17 protein-coding genes are annotated in these 17,632 nt (G+C 51.7%); 14 read left to right on the top strand and 3 right to left on the bottom strand.

Translation table 11 applies throughout. From position 1 onward, the window contains the following. Positions 1-6: 6 nt before the first annotated feature. The 7 genes from ubiE to tatD all read left to right on the top strand — a co-directional run bounded on the left by ubiE (position 7) and on the right by tatD (position 5,623). Entirely contained in the window at positions 7-762 is a 756-nt protein-coding gene (ubiE, locus tag ACOZIO_RS21960; protein ID WP_129955159.1) for a bifunctional demethylmenaquinone methyltransferase/2-methoxy-6-polyprenyl-1,4-benzoquinol methylase UbiE, read from the top strand. Between the two features lie 13 nt (positions 763-775). Then, the gene (gene ubiJ / locus ACOZIO_RS21955) at positions 776-1,384 is read left to right on the top strand and encodes a ubiquinone biosynthesis protein UbiJ (RefSeq protein WP_129955238.1); all 609 of its coding nucleotides are present in this window, start codon (positions 776-778) and stop codon (positions 1,382-1,384) included. After that, complete coding sequence (ubiB, locus tag ACOZIO_RS21950) at positions 1,381-3,012, top strand: ubiquinone biosynthesis regulatory protein kinase UbiB (protein WP_129992170.1); 1,632 nt, start codon at positions 1,381-1,383, stop codon at positions 3,010-3,012. The genes ubiJ and ubiB overlap by 4 nt, the downstream gene beginning before the upstream one ends. 73 nt (positions 3,013-3,085) lie before the next feature. Next, the gene (gene tatA / locus ACOZIO_RS21945; RefSeq protein WP_129992171.1) at positions 3,086-3,352 is read left to right on the top strand and encodes a twin-arginine translocase TatA/TatE family subunit; all 267 of its coding nucleotides are present in this window, start codon (positions 3,086-3,088) and stop codon (positions 3,350-3,352) included. A gap of 3 nt (positions 3,353-3,355) precedes the next feature. Beyond that, positions 3,356-4,003, top strand: coding sequence for a Sec-independent protein translocase protein TatB (gene tatB, locus ACOZIO_RS21940; protein ID WP_129955156.1), 648 nt, complete (start codon positions 3,356-3,358; stop codon positions 4,001-4,003). A gap of 2 nt (positions 4,004-4,005) precedes the next feature. Beyond that, positions 4,006-4,773 (top strand): Sec-independent protein translocase subunit TatC, encoded by a 768-nt coding sequence (gene tatC, locus ACOZIO_RS21935; protein ID WP_129955155.1) that lies wholly within the window; start codon positions 4,006-4,008, stop codon positions 4,771-4,773. A gap of 58 nt (positions 4,774-4,831) precedes the next feature. Beyond that, positions 4,832-5,623, top strand: a complete 792-nt coding sequence (gene tatD, locus ACOZIO_RS21930) for a 3'-5' ssDNA/RNA exonuclease TatD (RefSeq protein WP_217157493.1) — start codon at positions 4,832-4,834, stop codon at positions 5,621-5,623. Positions 5,624-5,698: 75 nt separating this feature from the next. On the opposite strand, the gene rfaH is transcribed toward tatD, so the two are convergent. Beyond that, a complete protein-coding gene (rfaH, locus tag ACOZIO_RS21925; protein WP_205951622.1) occupies positions 5,699-6,187 on the bottom strand; it encodes a transcription/translation regulatory transformer protein RfaH in 489 nt (162 codons plus the stop codon). Positions 6,188-6,359: 172 nt separating this feature from the next. Here rfaH and pepE point away from each other — a divergent pair, with 172 nt between their 5' ends. From pepE to fre, 3 genes are all read left to right on the top strand, one after another. Continuing rightward, entirely contained in the window at positions 6,360-7,085 is a 726-nt protein-coding gene (gene pepE, locus ACOZIO_RS21920; RefSeq protein WP_129992174.1) for a dipeptidase PepE, read from the top strand. Between the two features lie 193 nt (positions 7,086-7,278). Continuing rightward, positions 7,279-8,769 carry a 4-hydroxy-3-polyprenylbenzoate decarboxylase gene (gene ubiD, locus ACOZIO_RS21915; protein WP_129955152.1) on the top strand — a complete coding sequence of 497 codons (1,491 nt, stop codon included), beginning with the start codon at positions 7,279-7,281 and terminating at the stop codon, positions 8,767-8,769. A gap of 48 nt (positions 8,770-8,817) precedes the next feature. Then, the gene (gene fre, locus ACOZIO_RS21910; protein WP_129955151.1) at positions 8,818-9,519 is read left to right on the top strand and encodes an NAD(P)H-flavin reductase; all 702 of its coding nucleotides are present in this window, start codon (positions 8,818-8,820) and stop codon (positions 9,517-9,519) included. A gap of 116 nt (positions 9,520-9,635) precedes the next feature. Here the strand turns inward: fre and fadA are convergent, their stop codons facing one another. Together fadA and fadB are read right to left on the bottom strand one after the other, a co-directional pair. Next, the gene (gene fadA / locus ACOZIO_RS21905) at positions 9,636-10,799 is read right to left on the bottom strand and encodes an acetyl-CoA C-acyltransferase FadA (RefSeq protein ID WP_421595723.1); all 1,164 of its coding nucleotides are present in this window, start codon (positions 10,797-10,799) and stop codon (positions 9,636-9,638) included. 11 nt (positions 10,800-10,810) lie between these two features. Next, a complete protein-coding gene (gene fadB, locus ACOZIO_RS21900; protein ID WP_217137678.1) occupies positions 10,811-13,003 on the bottom strand; it encodes a fatty acid oxidation complex subunit alpha FadB in 2,193 nt (730 codons plus the stop codon). 189 nt (positions 13,004-13,192) lie between these two features. Between fadB and pepQ the strand changes: the two genes are divergently transcribed. The 4 genes from pepQ to hemG are packed head-to-tail and all read left to right on the top strand — an operon-like array spanning position 13,193 to position 17,185. Further along, entirely contained in the window at positions 13,193-14,524 is a 1,332-nt protein-coding gene (pepQ, locus tag ACOZIO_RS21895; protein ID WP_129955148.1) for a Xaa-Pro dipeptidase, read from the top strand. After that, positions 14,524-15,135, top strand: coding sequence for an IMPACT family protein (locus ACOZIO_RS21890; protein WP_129955147.1), 612 nt, complete (start codon positions 14,524-14,526; stop codon positions 15,133-15,135). Before pepQ ends, ACOZIO_RS21890 begins: the two co-directional genes overlap by 1 nt. A gap of 36 nt (positions 15,136-15,171) precedes the next feature. Beyond that, positions 15,172-16,623 carry a Trk system potassium transporter TrkH gene (trkH, locus tag ACOZIO_RS21885; protein ID WP_129955146.1) on the top strand — a complete coding sequence of 484 codons (1,452 nt, stop codon included), beginning with the start codon at positions 15,172-15,174 and terminating at the stop codon, positions 16,621-16,623. A 22-nt stretch (positions 16,624-16,645) separates the two neighbouring features. Then, positions 16,646-17,185, top strand: a complete 540-nt coding sequence (hemG, locus tag ACOZIO_RS21880; protein ID WP_421595722.1) for a menaquinone-dependent protoporphyrinogen IX dehydrogenase — start codon at positions 16,646-16,648, stop codon at positions 17,183-17,185. Positions 17,186-17,632 lie beyond the last annotated feature (447 nt).

Genomic DNA, 17,632 nt, shown 5'->3' with positions numbered 1-17,632 from the left:
TAAATAATGGAAAAGCAGACGCCGGAAACCACCCATTTTGGTTTTCGTACAGTAGCCAAAGATGAAAAACAGGAAATGGTGGCAGAAGTCTTCCATTCCGTTGCGGCAAAATATGATTTGATGAATGACCTGATGTCTTTTGGTATTCATCGCATCTGGAAACGCTTCACAATTGATTGCAGCGGTGTCCGTCAGGGACAACGTGTGCTGGATCTGGCCGGTGGTACGGGCGATCTGACCGCAAAATTCTCCCGTCTGGTGGGTGAGAAAGGCGAAGTCGTTCTGGCGGATATCAACGATTCCATGTTGAAGATGGGGCGCGAAAAGCTGCGCAATCTCGGCATCGTTGGCAACGTCAGTTACGTTCAGGCGAATGCCGAGGCCCTGCCGTTCCCGGACAATTATTTTGACTGCATCACCATCTCTTTCGGTCTGCGTAATGTGACTGAAAAAGAGAAGGCGCTGCGCTCCATGTTCCGTGTCCTCAAGCCGGGCGGCCGTCTGCTGGTATTAGAATTCTCCAAACCGGTGTTCAAACCGCTGAGCAAAGCTTATGACACCTATTCCTTCCATATTTTACCGCGTATAGGTGAACTGGTTGCGCATGATGCGGAAAGCTATCGTTATCTGGCTGAATCAATTCGTATGCATCCGGATCAGGAAACACTGAAAGGAATGATGGCAGACGCAGGTTTTGAAAATGTGACTTATCACAACCTGACTGGCGGCATCGTGGCGTTACATCGGGGTTTCAAATTCTGATATGAGTATGCCGATGTTGTTAACGCCGTTACTGACTGCCGCTATCGAGACGCCGCTTAATTACCTGCTTTTCAGAGATCGCAGCATGAAGGCGGCACGGACACGTCTGGCCGGCAAAGTTCTGCGTGTCGAATTGCAGGAACTGAGTACACCCCTGACGTTTGTATTCAGTGAACACAAAATTGATGTGCTCGGGCAATGGGATGGGGCGGCGGATTGCACTGTCACCTCGAAACTGTCAGTGCTGCATAAGTTACGTGATCGCCAGCAGTTGTCGCCAATGATGCGTAGTGGCGGGCTGGTGGTTGATGGTGATATCGCCGTGGTTCAGCAATTTTCTGCATTGCTGGATATGGCGGAAATTGAGCCTGCTGAGTTTCTGGCACCCTATATCGGTGATATTGCGGCACAGGGCGTGAGCCAGGCTGTGCAGGGGGCTTTCAGCTTTCTGCAAAAAGGGCTGAAACATCAGCAGAGCTATGTAGCGCAAACGCTGACGGAAGAGTGGAAAATGGCACCCGGTCCGCTGGAAGTTGTCTGGTTTAGTGATGAGGTTTCCGCACTGGTGGGCGAACTGGATGCGCTGGATAAACGAATCAAAAAACTGGAGGATAAACCGTGACGCCTAGGGAAATGCGACGTTTATATCTGATTATCCGCATGTTTCTGATCTACGGCCTTGACGAACTGATCCCTAAAATCCGCTTAACGTTACCGCTGAGAATGGGGCGTTATCTTTTTTTCTGGTTACCTCATCGTCATAAAGAAAAACCGTTGGGTGAGCGCATGCGTCTGGCACTGGAACAACTTGGACCGGTATGGATCAAGTTCGGTCAGATGATGTCGACACGCCGCGATCTTTTCCCTCCGCAAATTGCCGATCAACTGGCTTTGCTCCAGGACCATGTTCCGCCGTTTGATGGCGCAAAAGCCCGTCAGCAAATTAATGCTGCGCTGGGTGGCCCGCTGGAAACCTGGTTTGATGAGTTCGACCAGACACCGCTGGCATCTGCGTCGATTGCTCAGGTGCATACAGCGATCCTGAAAGAAAACGGCAAACCAGTGGTGCTCAAAGTTATCCGCCCGGATATTTTACCGACCATTGTTGCGGACATCCGTTTGATGTCGCGTCTTGCTGGCTGGTTGCCGATTCTGTTGCCAGATGGCCGCCGTTTGCGTCCGCGTGAAGTGGTGCGCGAGTATGAAAAAACGCTGCTTGATGAACTGAATCTGCTACGTGAAGCCGCGAATGCCATTCAGCTTCGTCGTAACTTTGAAGGGAGCCCGATGCTGTATGTGCCGGAAGTTTATCCGGATTATTGCAGCGAACAACTGATGGTGATGGAACGTATTTATGGGATCCCTGTTTCTGATATTGAGGCGCTGAAAAAGCAGGGCACCAATATGAAATTGCTGGCGGAGCGCGGTGTGCAGGTCTTCTTCACTCAGGTTTTCCGCGACAGTTTCTTTCATGCCGATATGCATCCGGGCAATATTTTTGTGAGCTACGAAACGCCGGAAGATCCTTGCTACATAGGCATTGATTGCGGCATAGTTGGTTCGCTCAACAAGGAAGACAAACGCTATCTGGCGGAGAATTTCATCGCGTTCTTTAATCGCGATTACCGCAAAGTGGCGGAGTTGCATGTCGATTCCGGCTGGGTCCCGCGTGATACCAACGTTGAAGAATTCGAATTTGCGATCCGGACAGTGTGTGAACCGATTTTTGAGAAACCGCTGGCGGATATTTCCTTCGGTAACGTATTGTTAAATCTGTTTAATACGGCTCGCCGTTTTAATATGGAAGTCCAGCCTCAGCTGGTGTTGCTGCAAAAGACACTGTTGTATGTCGAAGGCCTCGGGCGTCAGCTTTATCCTCAACTGGATTTGTGGACAACGGCGAAACCTTTCCTCGAAAGCTGGGTTCGTGATCAGGTTGGCCTGCCAGCGATGATCCGTGCACTGAAAGAGCGTGCGCCGTTCTGGATTGAGAAAATGCCTGAACTGCCAGATTTGGTTTATCAGAGCCTGCAGCAGCACAAGCTGTTGCAATACAACATTGAGAAACTTTCCTCCCAGATTCATAACCAGAGTTCCCGTCAGGGACAGTCTCGTTATTTGTTGGGAATGGGTGCGACGCTGTTGTTGAGCGGAACCCTTTTACTGTTAGGCGGCGTTAAGGTTTACCCCGCTTGCCTGATGGCAGCAGGTGCTGTTTCATGGTTAATCGGATGGAAACGCGCCAGCTAAACAAATTGTTTTAAATCGAATGCCGTTTGCGGACGGCAATGAATGTGGTTCCTTCCTATTTGAGGTGAAAATAATGGGTGGTATTAGTATTACAAAAATCCTAATCCTCGTTGTTCTTGTAGTACTGCTGTTCGGTACGAAGAAACTGCGTGGTCTGGGCGCTGATTTGGGTGCATCGATCAAAGGTTTTAAAAAAGCTATGAGTGATGACGACACTCAGCCAAAACCTAAAGACGCTGACATTCCTCCTAATGACGCTGATTTCGTAGCCAAGTCTGTTGAAAGCAAGCCAGAAACGAAAGCAGAAGACACCAAGAGCCAAAACAAAGAGCAGGTATAAGCCGTGTTCGATATTGGATTTAGTGAACTGCTGCTGGTATTGGTGATTGGCCTGGTTGTCCTCGGGCCCGAGCGTTTACCTGTAGCAGTCAGAACAGTAGCAGGCTGGATCCGTACGCTTCGTGCAATGGCTGCTTCAGTTCAGAGCGAATTATCGCAGGAACTGAAACTCCAGGAATTGCAGGATAGCCTGAAGAAAGCGGAAGAATCCGGTCTGAAGAATCTCACGCCAGAAATCAAAGCGTCTATGGACGAGTTGAAAGAGGCCGCAGAATCTATGAAGCAGTCGATCAATTCAGGATTGAATCCTGCGGAGAAGGCTGTCGAAGACGCCAAAGCGGAAGGCAACACTATCCACAATCCTGTTCTGGATGAAGCTGAAGCGCACCATGATGCAGGTGTCTCTCCTGCTGCTGCCGACAAGGTAATTTCTGCACCAGCCGCTGCACCGCAAAGTGCTGTTGATGCTGCCCTGGCATCAAACAGAACGGCGCATGTCGCAGCTGAAACGCTGGCGGCATCGGTGGAACCTATCGCTGACAGTTCTGTTGACGTTTCACCTGTTGTGAAAACCGCGGCTGAAGCCCCTGTGGAGGAACCCACAGCACCGGTTAAACCGGCTTCATCAACTCAAACGACAGGCGAGCGTTAAACATGGCCGTTGAAGATACACAACCCCTTATCAGCCATCTGATCGAGCTACGTAAACGTCTGCTGAATGCCATTATCTGTATTATTGTGGTGTTTTTAGCGCTGGTTTATTTTGCAAATGACATCTATCAACTGGTGGCATCGCCGCTGATCAAGCAAATGCCGTTGGGTGCGAGCATGATTGCGACTGACGTCGCGTCGCCGTTCTTTACGCCTATCAAACTGACTATGATCGTCTCGGTGTTTGTCTCTGCACCGTTCATTTTGTATCAGGTCTGGGCATTTGTAGCACCGGCACTTTACAAACACGAACGCCGGCTCATGATGCCGCTGCTGTTCTCAAGCTCCGCGTTATTCTATCTCGGTGTGGCGTTTGCTTATTTCGTCGTGTTCCCGCTGGCGTTCGCTTTCTTTGCGAAAACCGCACCGGCTGGCGTGCAGATAGCCACCGACATTAACAACTACCTCGATTTCGTGATGGCGTTGTTTATGGCGTTTGGCGTCTCCTTTGAAGTGCCTATCGCGATTGTGCTGCTTTGCTGGAGTGGTGTAACGACCCCGGAAGATCTGAAAAAGAAACGTCCTTATGTACTGGTCGGGGCTTTTGTAGTGGGGATGTTGTTAACACCGCCGGATGTATTCTCGCAAACGTTGCTGGCCATTCCGATGTACCTGCTATTTGAAATTGGCGTGTTCTTTGCCCGTTTCTATGTCGGAGGCCGTCGCCGGTCGGACGTCGACAACGAGACCGATCCGGATCAGTCTGCTTAAAGTTTTTTTCGTTATAGAGAAACCGCCCTGTTGGGCGGTTTCTGTTTCAGGACTCCTCATGTTTGAAATCGGTATAAATCTTACCAGCAGTCAGTTTGATAAAGACCGGCTGCAGGTGGTGGAAAGAGCCAGAGCCGCCGGTCTGAGCGGCATGTTGATCACCGGAACGTCAGCGCAGGAAAGTGTCGAAGCGCAGAAAATGGCGGATGATCATCCTGATTTTTGCTGGTCGACGGCGGGTGTGCATCCGCATCAGGCGAGCGACTGGAATGCGCAGGTTGAAGCCGGTATCCGCGAGCTCGCAGCGTTACCCAATGTGGTTGCGATCGGCGAGTGCGGGCTGGATTTCAATCGTAACTTTTCTCCGGCAGATCGGCAGGAAGCGGCTTTTACCGCGCAGCTGGCGCTGGCGAAAGAACTGCAATTACCGGTCTTTCTGCATTGTCGCGATGCTGGGGAGCGCTTCGCCGCGTTGCTCAAACCTTGGCTGTCCGGTTTGCCGGGCGGTGTGGTTCATTGTTTTACCGGCACCCGTCAGGAGCTTGAGTTGTATTTATCTCTCGGACTGTCGGTGGGTATTACCGGTTGGGTATGTGATGAGCGTCGCGGGCTGGAACTGCGTGAAATGCTGCCGCTGATCCCGGCAGAGAGGTTATTGCTGGAAACCGATGCACCGTATTTACTGCCGCGTGATATGGAAAACAAACCGAAAAACCGTCGCAATGAACCCGCTTTCCTGCCGCATATTGTGAAGCAGGTGGCTCTTTGGCGTGGTGAGGATCCCCTATGGCTGGCGGACGTTACGGATGACAATGCGCGTAAGCTTTTTGCCCTTCCGGCACGCGGCTGAACCCCGTAAAAAGGTACTGCAGGACAGTGCCTTTTTACGGTCGACCCATCCAGTTCAACAGAGCGGGAATACCGGTTACATTTTTTGGAAGTGCGTATTTTCGATGCTCTGACGAACCGGCTGGTTGATGAGATTAAGCATCAGCAGTGAACGTGCTTCGCCGTCCGGTTCAGTATAAATCGCTTCGATACCGGCAAAAATTCCGCCGGTAATCACCACCTGATCGCCTTCATACGGTGTATCAGGATCACGAATATCAACTGATGGCGGTTCCATCAACTGTTTAATGACATCAGGCTGGACGGTGGCAAGTTTCGCACCAAAGCGGATGAAGTGGCTGACACCACGCGTTGCGTTGATAGTCGTGGTATGGATCCGCTCAGGGTCGAACTCGACGAACATATAATTCGGAAACAGTGGCTCGCTGACCGCAGTGCGGCGTCCGCGCACCAGTTTTTCAAGCGTGATCATTGGCGTCAGGCAGTTAACGTGCTGGCGCTCAAGATGTTCTTTTGCGCGAAGAAGCTGACCACGTTTGCAATAGAGTAAATACCAGGATTCCATAGTTTCCCACATAAAAGCGTCGAGCGGGGCAGCATACCAAAAGCCGCTCAGGAGATATAGACAGTGCAAGTCTCTGCAGACGTTTGCTGATTGTCGGCCCGTTATCTTTTATTATCGGAGAAAAGCGCATTCTTATCCCCTCTATTAGTCCTATTTTATCAGGAGAAATCTCATGGAGTTATTCTTACTGAGTAACGGTAAGCTTTCAGGTGAATCTGAGTTACTGGGCTACGCTAAAGCGCGTATCCAGACTATGTTTGAGGCGCACAAGATTACCTCAGCTGTCCTAATCCCTTATGCCCTGATCCGCAGTGATTACGATGCCCGCGCCCTGGAGCTTTCTGATGTGCTGGGCATTGACGTTAGCAGTATTCATCATGCAGCAAACCCGGCTGAAGCGATTGCCAGCGCGGAATGTATTTTGATCAGCGGCGGGAATACCTGGATGCTTAATCAAATGTTGCATGAACACAGCCTGATCGTGCCGATCCAGCGGGCAGTGCGTGAGCGCAATGTACCTTATATCGGCTGGAGTGCGGGCTGTAATGTTGCCACACCCAGTATCCGTACCACCAATGATATGCCTGTTCGCAACTCTGTGGTTCTGCCTTCTCTTGGCCTGTTCCCGGTGCAAATCAATCCGCACTATATTGATGCCCATTTAAGCGGTCATATGGGTGAAACCCGTGATGAGCGCATTGCGGAATTCTGCGCGGTTAATCCGTCGGAATCAGTAATTGCGTTGCGTGAAGGCAGCCTGTTACAGGTGTCCGGCAACAATCTGAGCTACTTCAGTGCGAAAGAGCAGGGTTTTAAAGTTTTCCGTCACGGACAGGACACGCAGGAATATCAGGACACTCAGGCGATTCAGTCTCTGGTGCCTTTTAACTGCCTGTAATTGTCGTCACGATACTACTTCCGCACCGTCAGTCCAGAAATACCCGGCTGACGGTTATACAGTTTTTACGTTATCAGACTTTAGTTACTGTTAAGAAATTTACTCATAACAAACTTGCTGATAACAAAAAGGCAGCAACAACCCCGGAGAGGCTCTATAATGCTCTCCTTCAACCCGGCGACTCAGAATCAGCATGAAATACCGTGATTTACGTGACTTCCTCTCGTTACTTGAAAAGAGAGGCCAACTGAAACGCATTAGCCAGTCAGTTGACCCTTATCTGGAAATGACCGAAATTGCCGATCGCACCCTGCGTGCAGGCGGTCCCGCGCTTTTGTTCGAAAACCCCAAAGGCTACGACATGCCGGTTCTGTGCAATTTATTTGGCACACCTCAGCGTGTGGCGATGGGCATGGGCAAAGAAGATGTCAGTGCGTTGCGGGAAGTCGGTGAATTACTGGCATTTCTGAAAGAACCTGAGCCACCGCGGGGCTTGCGTGATTTATACGACAAAGCGCCAAAGTTTAAACAGGTGCTGAATATGTCGACCAAAATGCTGCATTCCGCCCCGTGCCAGCAGCAGATTTGGGAAGGTGATGCGGTCGATATCACCAAAATTCCGGTGATGCAGTGCTGGCCGGAAGATGCCGCGCCGCTCATCACCTGGGGACTGACTGTCACCCGGGGACCGAACAAGCCGCGTCAGAATCTGGGCATATATCGTCAGCAGGTGCTGGGTAAAAATAAAGTGATCATGCGCTGGTTGTCCCATCGCGGCGGTGCGCTTGATTTTCAGGAATGGTGCAAACAGAATCCGGGTCAGCGTTTTCCGGTTTCTGTTGCGCTGGGGGCTGATCCGGCTACGATTCTTGGTGCTGTGACGCCGGTTCCAGATACGCTTTCTGAATATGCCTTTGCCGGGCTGTTGCGTGGCAACAAAACGGAAGTGGTTAAATGTATTTCTAACGATTTGGAAGTGCCGGCCAGCGCCGAAATTGTGCTGGAAGGGTATATCGAGCCGGGTGAAATGGCACCGGAAGGCCCGTATGGTGACCACACCGGCTACTATAATGAAGTGGACAACTTCCCGGTGTTCACCATTACGCACATGACACAGCGTAAAGATGCTATCTATCATTCGACCTATACTGGCCGTCCGCCGGATGAACCTGCAGTACTGGGTGTGGCGCTGAATGAAGTGTTTGTGCCGATTCTGAAAAAGCAGTTTCCGGAAATTGTTGATTTCTATTTGCCGCCTGAGGGTTGCTCCTACCGTCTGGCTGTCGTTACCATGAAGAAGCAGTACGCGGGTCATGCGAAACGCGTGATGATGGGGGTCTGGTCCTTCCTGCGACAGTTCATGTACACCAAGTTTGTGATTGTGTGCGACGATGACGTGAATGCCCGTGACTGGAACGATGTGATTTGGGCGATCACGACCCGAATGGATCCCGCGCGGGATACGGTTCTGGTAGAAAATACCCCGATTGATTATCTTGATTTTGCTTCCCCTGTGTCGGGCCTTGGCTCGAAAATGGGGATGGATGCTACCAATAAATGGCCGGGCGAAACGCAGCGTGAATGGGGGCGTCCGATTGTGAAAGATCCGGAAGTCACCGCGCGTATCGACGCTATTTGGCACGAACTCGCTATTCTTAATGATAAAGACGATACGAAAAAATAATCGAATCTTTGTCCTACGCTTTGCTTTGACGACCCACAGAGGGACCGCATGACAACATTGAGCTGTAAAGTGACCTCAGTTGAGGCGATAACCGATACGGTGTATCGCGTCCGGCTGGTTCCGGAAGCGCCTTTCTCGTTCCGCGCGGGTCAGTATCTGATGGTGGTAATGGATGAGCGTGACAAGCGCCCGTTCTCTCTGGCTTCCACGCCGGCCCAACACAATGTGATTGAGTTGCACATTGGCGCGTCTGAACTGAATCTGTACGCGATGGCCGTGATGGATCGCATTTTGAAAGAACAGGCCATCACCGTGGATATTCCGCACGGCGATGCCTGGTTGCGTGAAGACGGTGAACGTCCGCTGGTGCTGATTGCGGGCGGAACCGGATTTTCTTACGTGCGTTCTATTTTGATCACCGCGCTCGAACAACAACCACATCGTGATATTTCTATTTACTGGGGCGGCCGTGAACTGAAGCATCTGTATGATCTCAGTGAACTGGAAGCGCTGAGCATCAATCACCCGAACCTGAAAGTGATCCCGGTGGTTGAACAGCCGGAAGAAGGATGGCAGGGCAGAAGCGGTACTGTCCTGAGCGCAGTGCTACAGGATTTCTCCTCACTGGCTGAGTACGATATTTATATCGCGGGTCGTTTTGAGATGGCAAAAATCGCCCGTGAACGTTTTGTCGCAGAACGCGGTGCACAGGAAGACCGTCTGTTTGGTGATGCCTTCTCTTTCATCTGATTGAATAATGAAAAAGCCCGCCCCTGACAGGCGGGAAAAAGGCAACTAAAACGGTAATGACAGATTGATGAAAGCGGGCTTAATGCCCGCTTTTGTGTTTTTCAGGAAGAGGGAAATCAGACGCGTTCGAAAACGGTCGCGATGCCCTGTCCCAAACCGATACACATGGTGGCCACGCCAAATTGTACGTCGCGGCGTTCCATCAGATTCAGCAACGTGGTGGAAATACGCGAGCCGGAACAGCCGAGCGGATGACCGAGCGCAATGGCACCGCCGTTCAGATTGACGCGTTCTTCCATGGTTTCCAGCAGTCCCAAATCTTTCACGCACGGTAAAGCTTGTGCGGCAAAAGCTTCATTCAGTTCGAACAGACCGATGTCCTGCACGTTTAGCCCGGCGCGTTTCAATGCCAGACGCGTTGCCGGCACAGGGCCGTAACCCATAATCGACGGGTCGCAGCCGACTACCGCCATAGCACGGATGCGGGCGCGGGCTTTCAGACCTAAAGATTTGGCATGAGATTCACTCATCAGCAACATCGCCGATGCGCCGTCGGAGAGGGCCGAGGATGTGCCCGCCGTAACGGTACCGTTCACCGGATCGAACGCCGGACGTAAAGCTGCCAGCGTGGCGACAGTAGTTTCCGGGCGGATCACTTCATCGAAGTCATAACGGGTCAGCACACCGTCGGCGTTATGGCCTTCGGTCGCCACGATTTCGTTAGCAAAATGCCCGGCAACGGTGGCTGCATGGGCGCGCTGATGTGAACGTGCGGCAAATTCATCCTGCATTTCACGGCTGATCTGGTGCATTTTCGCCAGCATTTCAGCTGTCAGTCCCATCATGCCTGCAGCTTTCGCTACGGTCTTGCTCAGACCTGGATGGAAATCCACGCCGTGATTCATCGGTACGTGACCCATATGTTCCACGCCACCGATCAGGCTGACTTGTGCGTCGCCAACCATAATCGCGCGCGCTGCGTCGTGCAGTGCCTGCATGGAAGAACCGCACAAACGGTTGATCGTAGTTGCGGGAACGCTGTGCGGAATTTCTGCCAGCAGCGACGCGTTGCGGGCAATATTGAAGCCTTGTTCCAGCGTCTGCTGGACGCAGCCCCAGTAAATATCATCAATATCTTTGGCGTTGAGTGCCGGGTTGCGGGTCAGCACGGCGCGCATCAGATGTGCGGAGAGATCTTCAGCCCTGACGTGGCGGAATGCGCCGCCTTTAGAACGGCCCATCGGCGTGCGGACTGCATCAACAATGACTACGTTTTCCATGATTTCGGTCCTTATGCCTGATTACCGGTGCTGAGGTTTTCCAGCGGCGCCGCAACCGGATAGTAACTTTCATTGGTTTGCGCTTTGACGCGTAACCCGCTTGGTGCCTGATACATCGGCCCCAGGTGTGTGTACTGTTCGGTCATTTTCAGATACGCAGCGGTACCGAGGGTATCCAGATAACGGAACGGTCCCCCATGGAACGGAGGGAAACCGATGCCATACACCAGCGCCATGTCGGCTTCGGCCGGGCTGGCAATGATGCCTTCTTCGAAACAGCGTACCACTTCGTTAATCATCGGGATCATCATGCGGGCAATGATGTCCTGCGGCGAGAAATCCGCATGTGACGGTTTTAGATTATCGGCCAGCAGGCTGATTGCCTGTTCATCGACCTCCTTGCGTGGCTTGCCCTTGCTGTCTTCGCTGTAACGGTAGAAGCCAAGATGGTTTTTTTGACCAAAACGACGGTTATCAAACAGCACATCAACAGCATCACGGTAATTGCGCGACATACGCTCCGGGAAACCGGCGGCCATCACTGCCTGGGCGTGATGGGCAGTGTCGATGCCGACCACATCCAGCAGATAAGCCGGGCCCATTGGCCAGCCGAACTGTTTTTCCATCACTTTGTCGATCTGGCGGAAATCGGCACCATCACGCAACAGCAAACTGAAACCGGAAAAATACGGGAACAACACGCGGTTAACGAAGAAGCCCGGGCAGTCATTGACGACGATCGGTGTTTTCCCCATTGCCAGCGCGTAAGAGACAATGCGTGAAATTGTCGTGTCTGAGGTTTTTTCACCCCGCACGATTTCCACCAACGGCATCCGGTGAACCGGGTTGAAGAAGTGCATACCGCAGAAGTTTTCCGGATTTTTCAGCGAGGATGCCAGCTGATTGATAGGAATGGTCGAAGTATTGGAAGCCAGAACGGCACCGGTACCGAGTAAAGATTCAGCTTCAGCCAACACTGCGGCTTTTACTTTTGGATTCTCGACCACGGCTTCGACCACGACGGTGGCATGTTCGATTCCGCTGTAATTGAGAGTCGGATGAATGGTCGACAGGACTTTGGCCATTTTCAGACCATCAAGTTTGCCACGCTCCAGTTGCTTGTTTAGCAACTTAGCGGCCTCGTTCATGCCCAGAGTCAGGGACTGATCGTTGATATCTTTCATGACGACCGGTACACCTTTCAGGGCCGACTGATAAGCTATCCCGCCGCCCATAATGCCGGCACCCAGCACCGCAGCTTGCGTCGGTTTATCACTCCCTTGAGCCAGTTTTTTTGCTTTGCCTTTCACAAACTGATCGTTAAGGAAAATGCTGACCAGTGCGCGGGCTTCTTTAGATTGTGCGAGCGGTACAAAGCTGGCGGTTTCCAGTTGTAATGCTTCATCACGGCCCAGGCGAGCGGCGGCTTCAATCGTTTTCACGGCGGCCATAGGCGCGGGATAATGCTTGCCGGCATTTTGCATGACCATGCTTTTGGCGACGCTGAAACTCATCGTCGCTTCAATCTGGCTGAGTTTCAGCGGCAGACGTTTCGGGGCGCGGCGGTTATGCCATTCCAGTTTGCCGTCAGCGGCATTTTTCAGCATGGTAATGCCTGCATCGCGTAGTTTGTCTGCTTCAACGACGGCATCTACCAGACCGACTTTCAGGGCCTCTTTCCCGCTGATGTTTTTCCCGGCTGCGATAATTTCCAGTGCACTGTCTGTGCCAATCAGGCGTGGCAGACGCACGGATCCGCCGAAGCCCGGCATGATACCTAAGCTGGTTTCCGGCAATCCGATACGTGCATCGGCCGTACTGATGCGAAAATCGGTCGCCAGTACGCATTCGCAACCGCCGCCCAGCGCATAACCGCTGATAGCGGAAAGGGTCGGTACCGGCAGATCTTCCAGACGGTTAAAAATGCGGTTGGCGAAATTCAGCCACTCCTGCAGTTTTTCCGCAGGTGCGTTAAACAGGGACAAAAACTCGGTGATATCCGCACCGACAATAAATGCAGGTTTGGCTGAACTCAGCAGTAAGCCTTTCAGCTCAGACTGCTTTTCAAGTACTGCAATCGCTTCGCCCAGGCTGGCAACCGTTTGGGTATCGAGTTTATTGACCGAGCCTGGGGCATCAAACACCAGCTCCGCGATACCGTCATCGAGCCAGTGCAGGTGTAATGTTTCGCCTTGGTAGAGCATGTGTCTCTCCTGAATCATCTGGGATGATCTGGTATGACCAGATGACTTGGAGTGTGGTTTTTATGTTAATAATTTGCAAATGAGATGTGTTTTATTTGCAGGCAAGATCACAAACCTTCCGGGACTATGGTCGCGGTGAGGCTGTGGTAAGATGCTGCATCGTCTTTCAGGTGAAAAAAGGAGAGTTGGATGGAATCGCTTACTACGCTTTATAAAGAACATATTGCCACGCTGCAGACGCGTGCCCGTGAAATTCTGCAACGTTCTCAGCTTGATGCGTTACTGATTCACTCCGGTGAGTTGCTGACGACCTTCCTTGATGACCACAGTTATCCCTTCAAAGTCAATCCGCAGTTCAAGGCCTGGGTGCCGGTCACCAAAGTGCCGAATTGCTGGTTGTGGGTGGATGGCGTGAATGCCCCGAAATTGTGGTTCTATTCCCCCGTGGACTACTGGCACAGCCATGAACCGCTGCCGGACTCCTTCTGGACGAAAGAAATTTCCCTGACGCCGCTGGCCAACGCCGACGATATCAAAGGTCAGTTGCCGGTTGATCTCAAACGTGTGGGTTACATCGGTTACAGTCAGGAACGCGCGATCGGCATGGGTATTCCAGCTGCCAACGTCAACCCGAAAGCTGTGCTGGATTTCCTGCATTATCATCGCGCTTACAAAACGGGTTATGAACTGGCCTGTATGCGTGAAGCGCAGAAAGTCGCGGTCAGCGGCCATCGTGCGGCGAAAGAGGCGTTCCTTTCCGGCATGAGTGAATTCGACATCAATCTGGCGTATCTCACGGCTACCGGTCATCGTGATACCGATGTGCCTTACGACAACATTGTTGCGCTCAATGAACACGCTTCCGTACTGCATTACACGACGCTAGATAACCAGCCGCCTGCCGAAATGCACAGCTTCCTGCTTGATGCCGGTGCGGAATATAATGGCTATGCCGCTGACCTGACGCGGACCTATGCCGCAAAACCGGACAGTGATTTCGCCGCACTGGTGAAAGATCTCAATACGGAAGAACTCGCGTTAATTGATACGATTAAGGCCGGTGTGCGCTATACCGACTATCATATTCAGATGCATCACCGCATCGCCAAATTGTTGAAAGCGCACAAGCTGGTGGTCGATATCAGTGAAGACGCCATGGTGGAACAGAACCTGACCGGGCCTTTCCTGCCACACGGTCTGGGACATCCGCTGGGATTACAGGTGCATGATGTTGCCGGGTTTATGCAGGACGATACCGGTACACATCTGGCAGCGCCTTCGCAATATCCTTACCTGCGTTGCACCCGTGTGATTGAGCCTGGCATGGTACTGACTATCGAGCCGGGTCTGTATTTCATCGATTCGTTGTTGTTACCGTGGCGCGAAGGGCAGTTCAGCAAACATTTTGCCTGGGATCGCATCAATGCGATGAAGCCATTTGGCGGTATTCGTATCGAAGACAATATTGTCATCCATGACAATCGTATCGAAAATATGACACGCGATCTGAAGCTGGCCTGATGCAGCCTTATGCCGTCCCCGCTGAGTCCGTCAGTTTCAGCGAAGAAATAAAGAAAAGTCGCTTCATCACCTTACTGGCAAGAACGGAAGGCATTGAAGCGGCAAAAGCCTTTATTCAGCATGTCAGACATCAGCACCCGGCAGCGCGTCATCACTGCTGGGCGTTTGTGGCTGGTGCGCCTGCTGATTCTCAGCAACTGGGCTTTTCTGATGATGGAGAACCGGCGGGCACAGCCGGTAAACCCATCTTAAGTCAGCTGATGGGATGCGGGGTTGGGGAGATCACGGCCGTCGTGGTGCGTTATTACGGTGGCATTATGCTGGGCACCGGCGGCCTCGTGAAGGCCTACGGAGGTGGTGTTCAGCAGGCATTAAAACAACTTATCGTGCAGCAAAAGGTTCCGCTGGTGAAGTACGCAGTACAGTGTGATTACAGCCAGTTACAGCAGGTGGAAATGCTACTTTCGCATGTGGGTGGGCATATTTTACGCAGTGAGTACGGCGCGGCGGTGGACCTCGTTCTGGCGCTGCCTGCTGCAGATGCGCCGGCAACAGTCAGCCACTTATTCGATATCAGCCGTGGCACACTTATCCTGCGTCCGGTTTCTTAAATTTTCTATGATTACTTCGCTGAGGAACGCACCAGCATGCATTTTCGTGCCATAACACGCATTGTGGGGGTGCTCGTCATCCTTTTCTCGGGAACGATGATTATTCCCGGTCTGGTCGCTTTAATCTACCGCGATGGCGCGGGGCGTGCGTTCAGTCAGACTTTCTTTGTCGCTCTGGCGATTGGATTATTCCTGTGGTTGCCCAACCGAAAGCAGAAAAGTGAGCTTAAACCACGGGAAGGTTTCCTGATTGTCGTGCTGTTCTGGACGGTACTGGGCAGCGTCGGGGCATTGCCTTTTCTGTTCTCCGAACGGCCGAATCTCTCCCTTACCGATGCTTTCTTTGAATCCTTTTCCGGCCTGACGACGACGGGCGCGACCACGCTGGTCGGGTTGGATTCATTGCCCAAAGCGATTCTCTTCTACCGGCAGATGCTGCAATGGTTTGGCGGTATGGGGATCATTGTGCTCGCTGTGGCCATTCTGCCGATATTGGGTGTCGGCGGGATGCAGTTGTACCGTGCCGAAATGCCGGGCCCGCTTAAAGATAACAAGATGCGTCCGCGTATCGCCGAAACAGCAAAAACGCTTTGGCTCATCTATGTATTGCTGACCATCGCTTGTGCGCTGTCGTTATGGGGCGCGGGTATGCCGGTTTTTGATGCGATCAGCCACAGTTTTTCGACTATCGCCATCGGCGGCTTCTCAACGCACGACGCCAGTATCGGATATTTTCATAGCGGAACGATCAATACTATCGTCGCGATATTCCTGCTGATTTCCGGCTGTAACTATGGCCTGCACTTTGCGGTACTGAGCGGGCGAAACCTGAAAGTGTACTGGCGAGATCCGGAATTTCGTATGTTCATTGGTGTGCAGTTCACGCTGGTGATCATCTGTACGGTGATTTTGTGGATCCACAATACCTACGGTTCCGGTCTGGAGACGCTGAATCAGGCATTTTTCCAGGTGGTGTCAATGGCTACTACCGCAGGATATACCACGGACAGTATTTCTAAATGGCCGCTGTTTTTGCCGCTTCTGTTGCTCTGTTCTGCCTTTATCGGGGGATGTGCGGGTTCAACCGGCGGTGGCCTAAAGGTGATCCGTATCCTTCTGCTTTATTTACAGGGTTCCCGCGAGCTGAAAAGGCTGGTTCACCCCAATGCGGTTTACACGATTAAATTGGGTAGCCGCGCTTTGCCTGAACGTATCATTGAAGCGGTATGGGGTTTCTTCTCCGCTTATGCGCTGGTGTTTATTGTCAGCATGCTGGCGATTGTGGCCACCGGTGTAGATAACTTCTCCGCCTTCGCTGCGGTCACCGCGACGCTCAATAACCTTGGGCCTGGTTTAGGGGTTGTGGCGGATAACTTTGCCTCGATGAATTCAGTGGCGAAATGGATCCTGATCGTCACCATGTTGTTTGGTCGTCTCGAAGTCTTCACATTATTAGTGCTGTTCACGCCGACGTTCTGGCGGGAATGAGTTTTAAGAAAGGGAAACAAGTATGAAAGCGTTGATACTCTATTCAAGTCGTGACGGGCAGACACATGCTATCGCTTCTTATATAGCCAGTGAGTTGAAAGAGAAGTGCTACTGCGATGTTATTGATCTCGTCCATGCGGCACACGTCGATTTGAAAAGCTATGACCAGATCATGATCGGCGCTTCGATACGTTACGGCCACTTCAACCCGGTGCTGGATAAGTTCGTTAAAAAACACGCCGAAACATTGAACCGCATGCCTTCAGCTTTTTTCGGCGTCAATCTGACTGCACGCAAACCTGAAAAGCGTACGCCACAGACTAATGCCTACGTGCGTAAATTCCTGCTGGCGTCGCCTTGGGAACCTGCAATGTGTGATGTCTTTGCTGGCGCATTACGTTATCCGCGATATCGCTGGTTCGATAAGGTCATGATCCAACTTATTATGCGGATGACAGGCGGGGAAACAGACACCCGTAAAGAAGTGGAATACACCGACTGGCAACAGGTAGCCAAATTCGCTGAAGATTTTGGACAAATATCGTATAAAAAATCACACTAATGCGGTCTTAATAGACGTTCAGGCCAAAAAGAAAGCAGTCGGAAAGTTTTTTGAAATTAGGGGTTGCGGCCTTCTGAGAACTCCCTATAATGCGCCTCCACTGACCGGGAACAACGACTCCTCTAACGAGAACCAAGTCGCCCAGTCAGGAAGAATCAACCCGGTGAAAACACCGAATCTTGTAAAAGAAAATGGTTGACTCTTCAGTGGGAAGGAGTATTATCTGCCTCCCACGTTGCTGAGTTAAGTCTCGCAACGAACGCTCTTTAACAATTTATCAGACAATCTGTGTGGGCACTCACAAGACGATATCAGCCACTTCGGTGGCAAAAAATATCAAGTCTTAGAGTGACCAAGCAGTAATTCATTTAGTGAATTATTACGAAGTAATCTCTGAGCACCGCTTAACGTGTTTAAGCAAATCGAACTTTTAATTGAAGAGTTTGA

Source organism: Rahnella sp. PD4 (genome assembly GCF_049199325.1).
GTDB classification, from domain to species: domain Bacteria; phylum Pseudomonadota; class Gammaproteobacteria; order Enterobacterales; family Enterobacteriaceae; genus Rahnella; species Rahnella perminowiae.
Note: the sequence above shows the minus strand (reverse complement) of the source record. Positions and strands in the feature narration are given on the sequence as shown.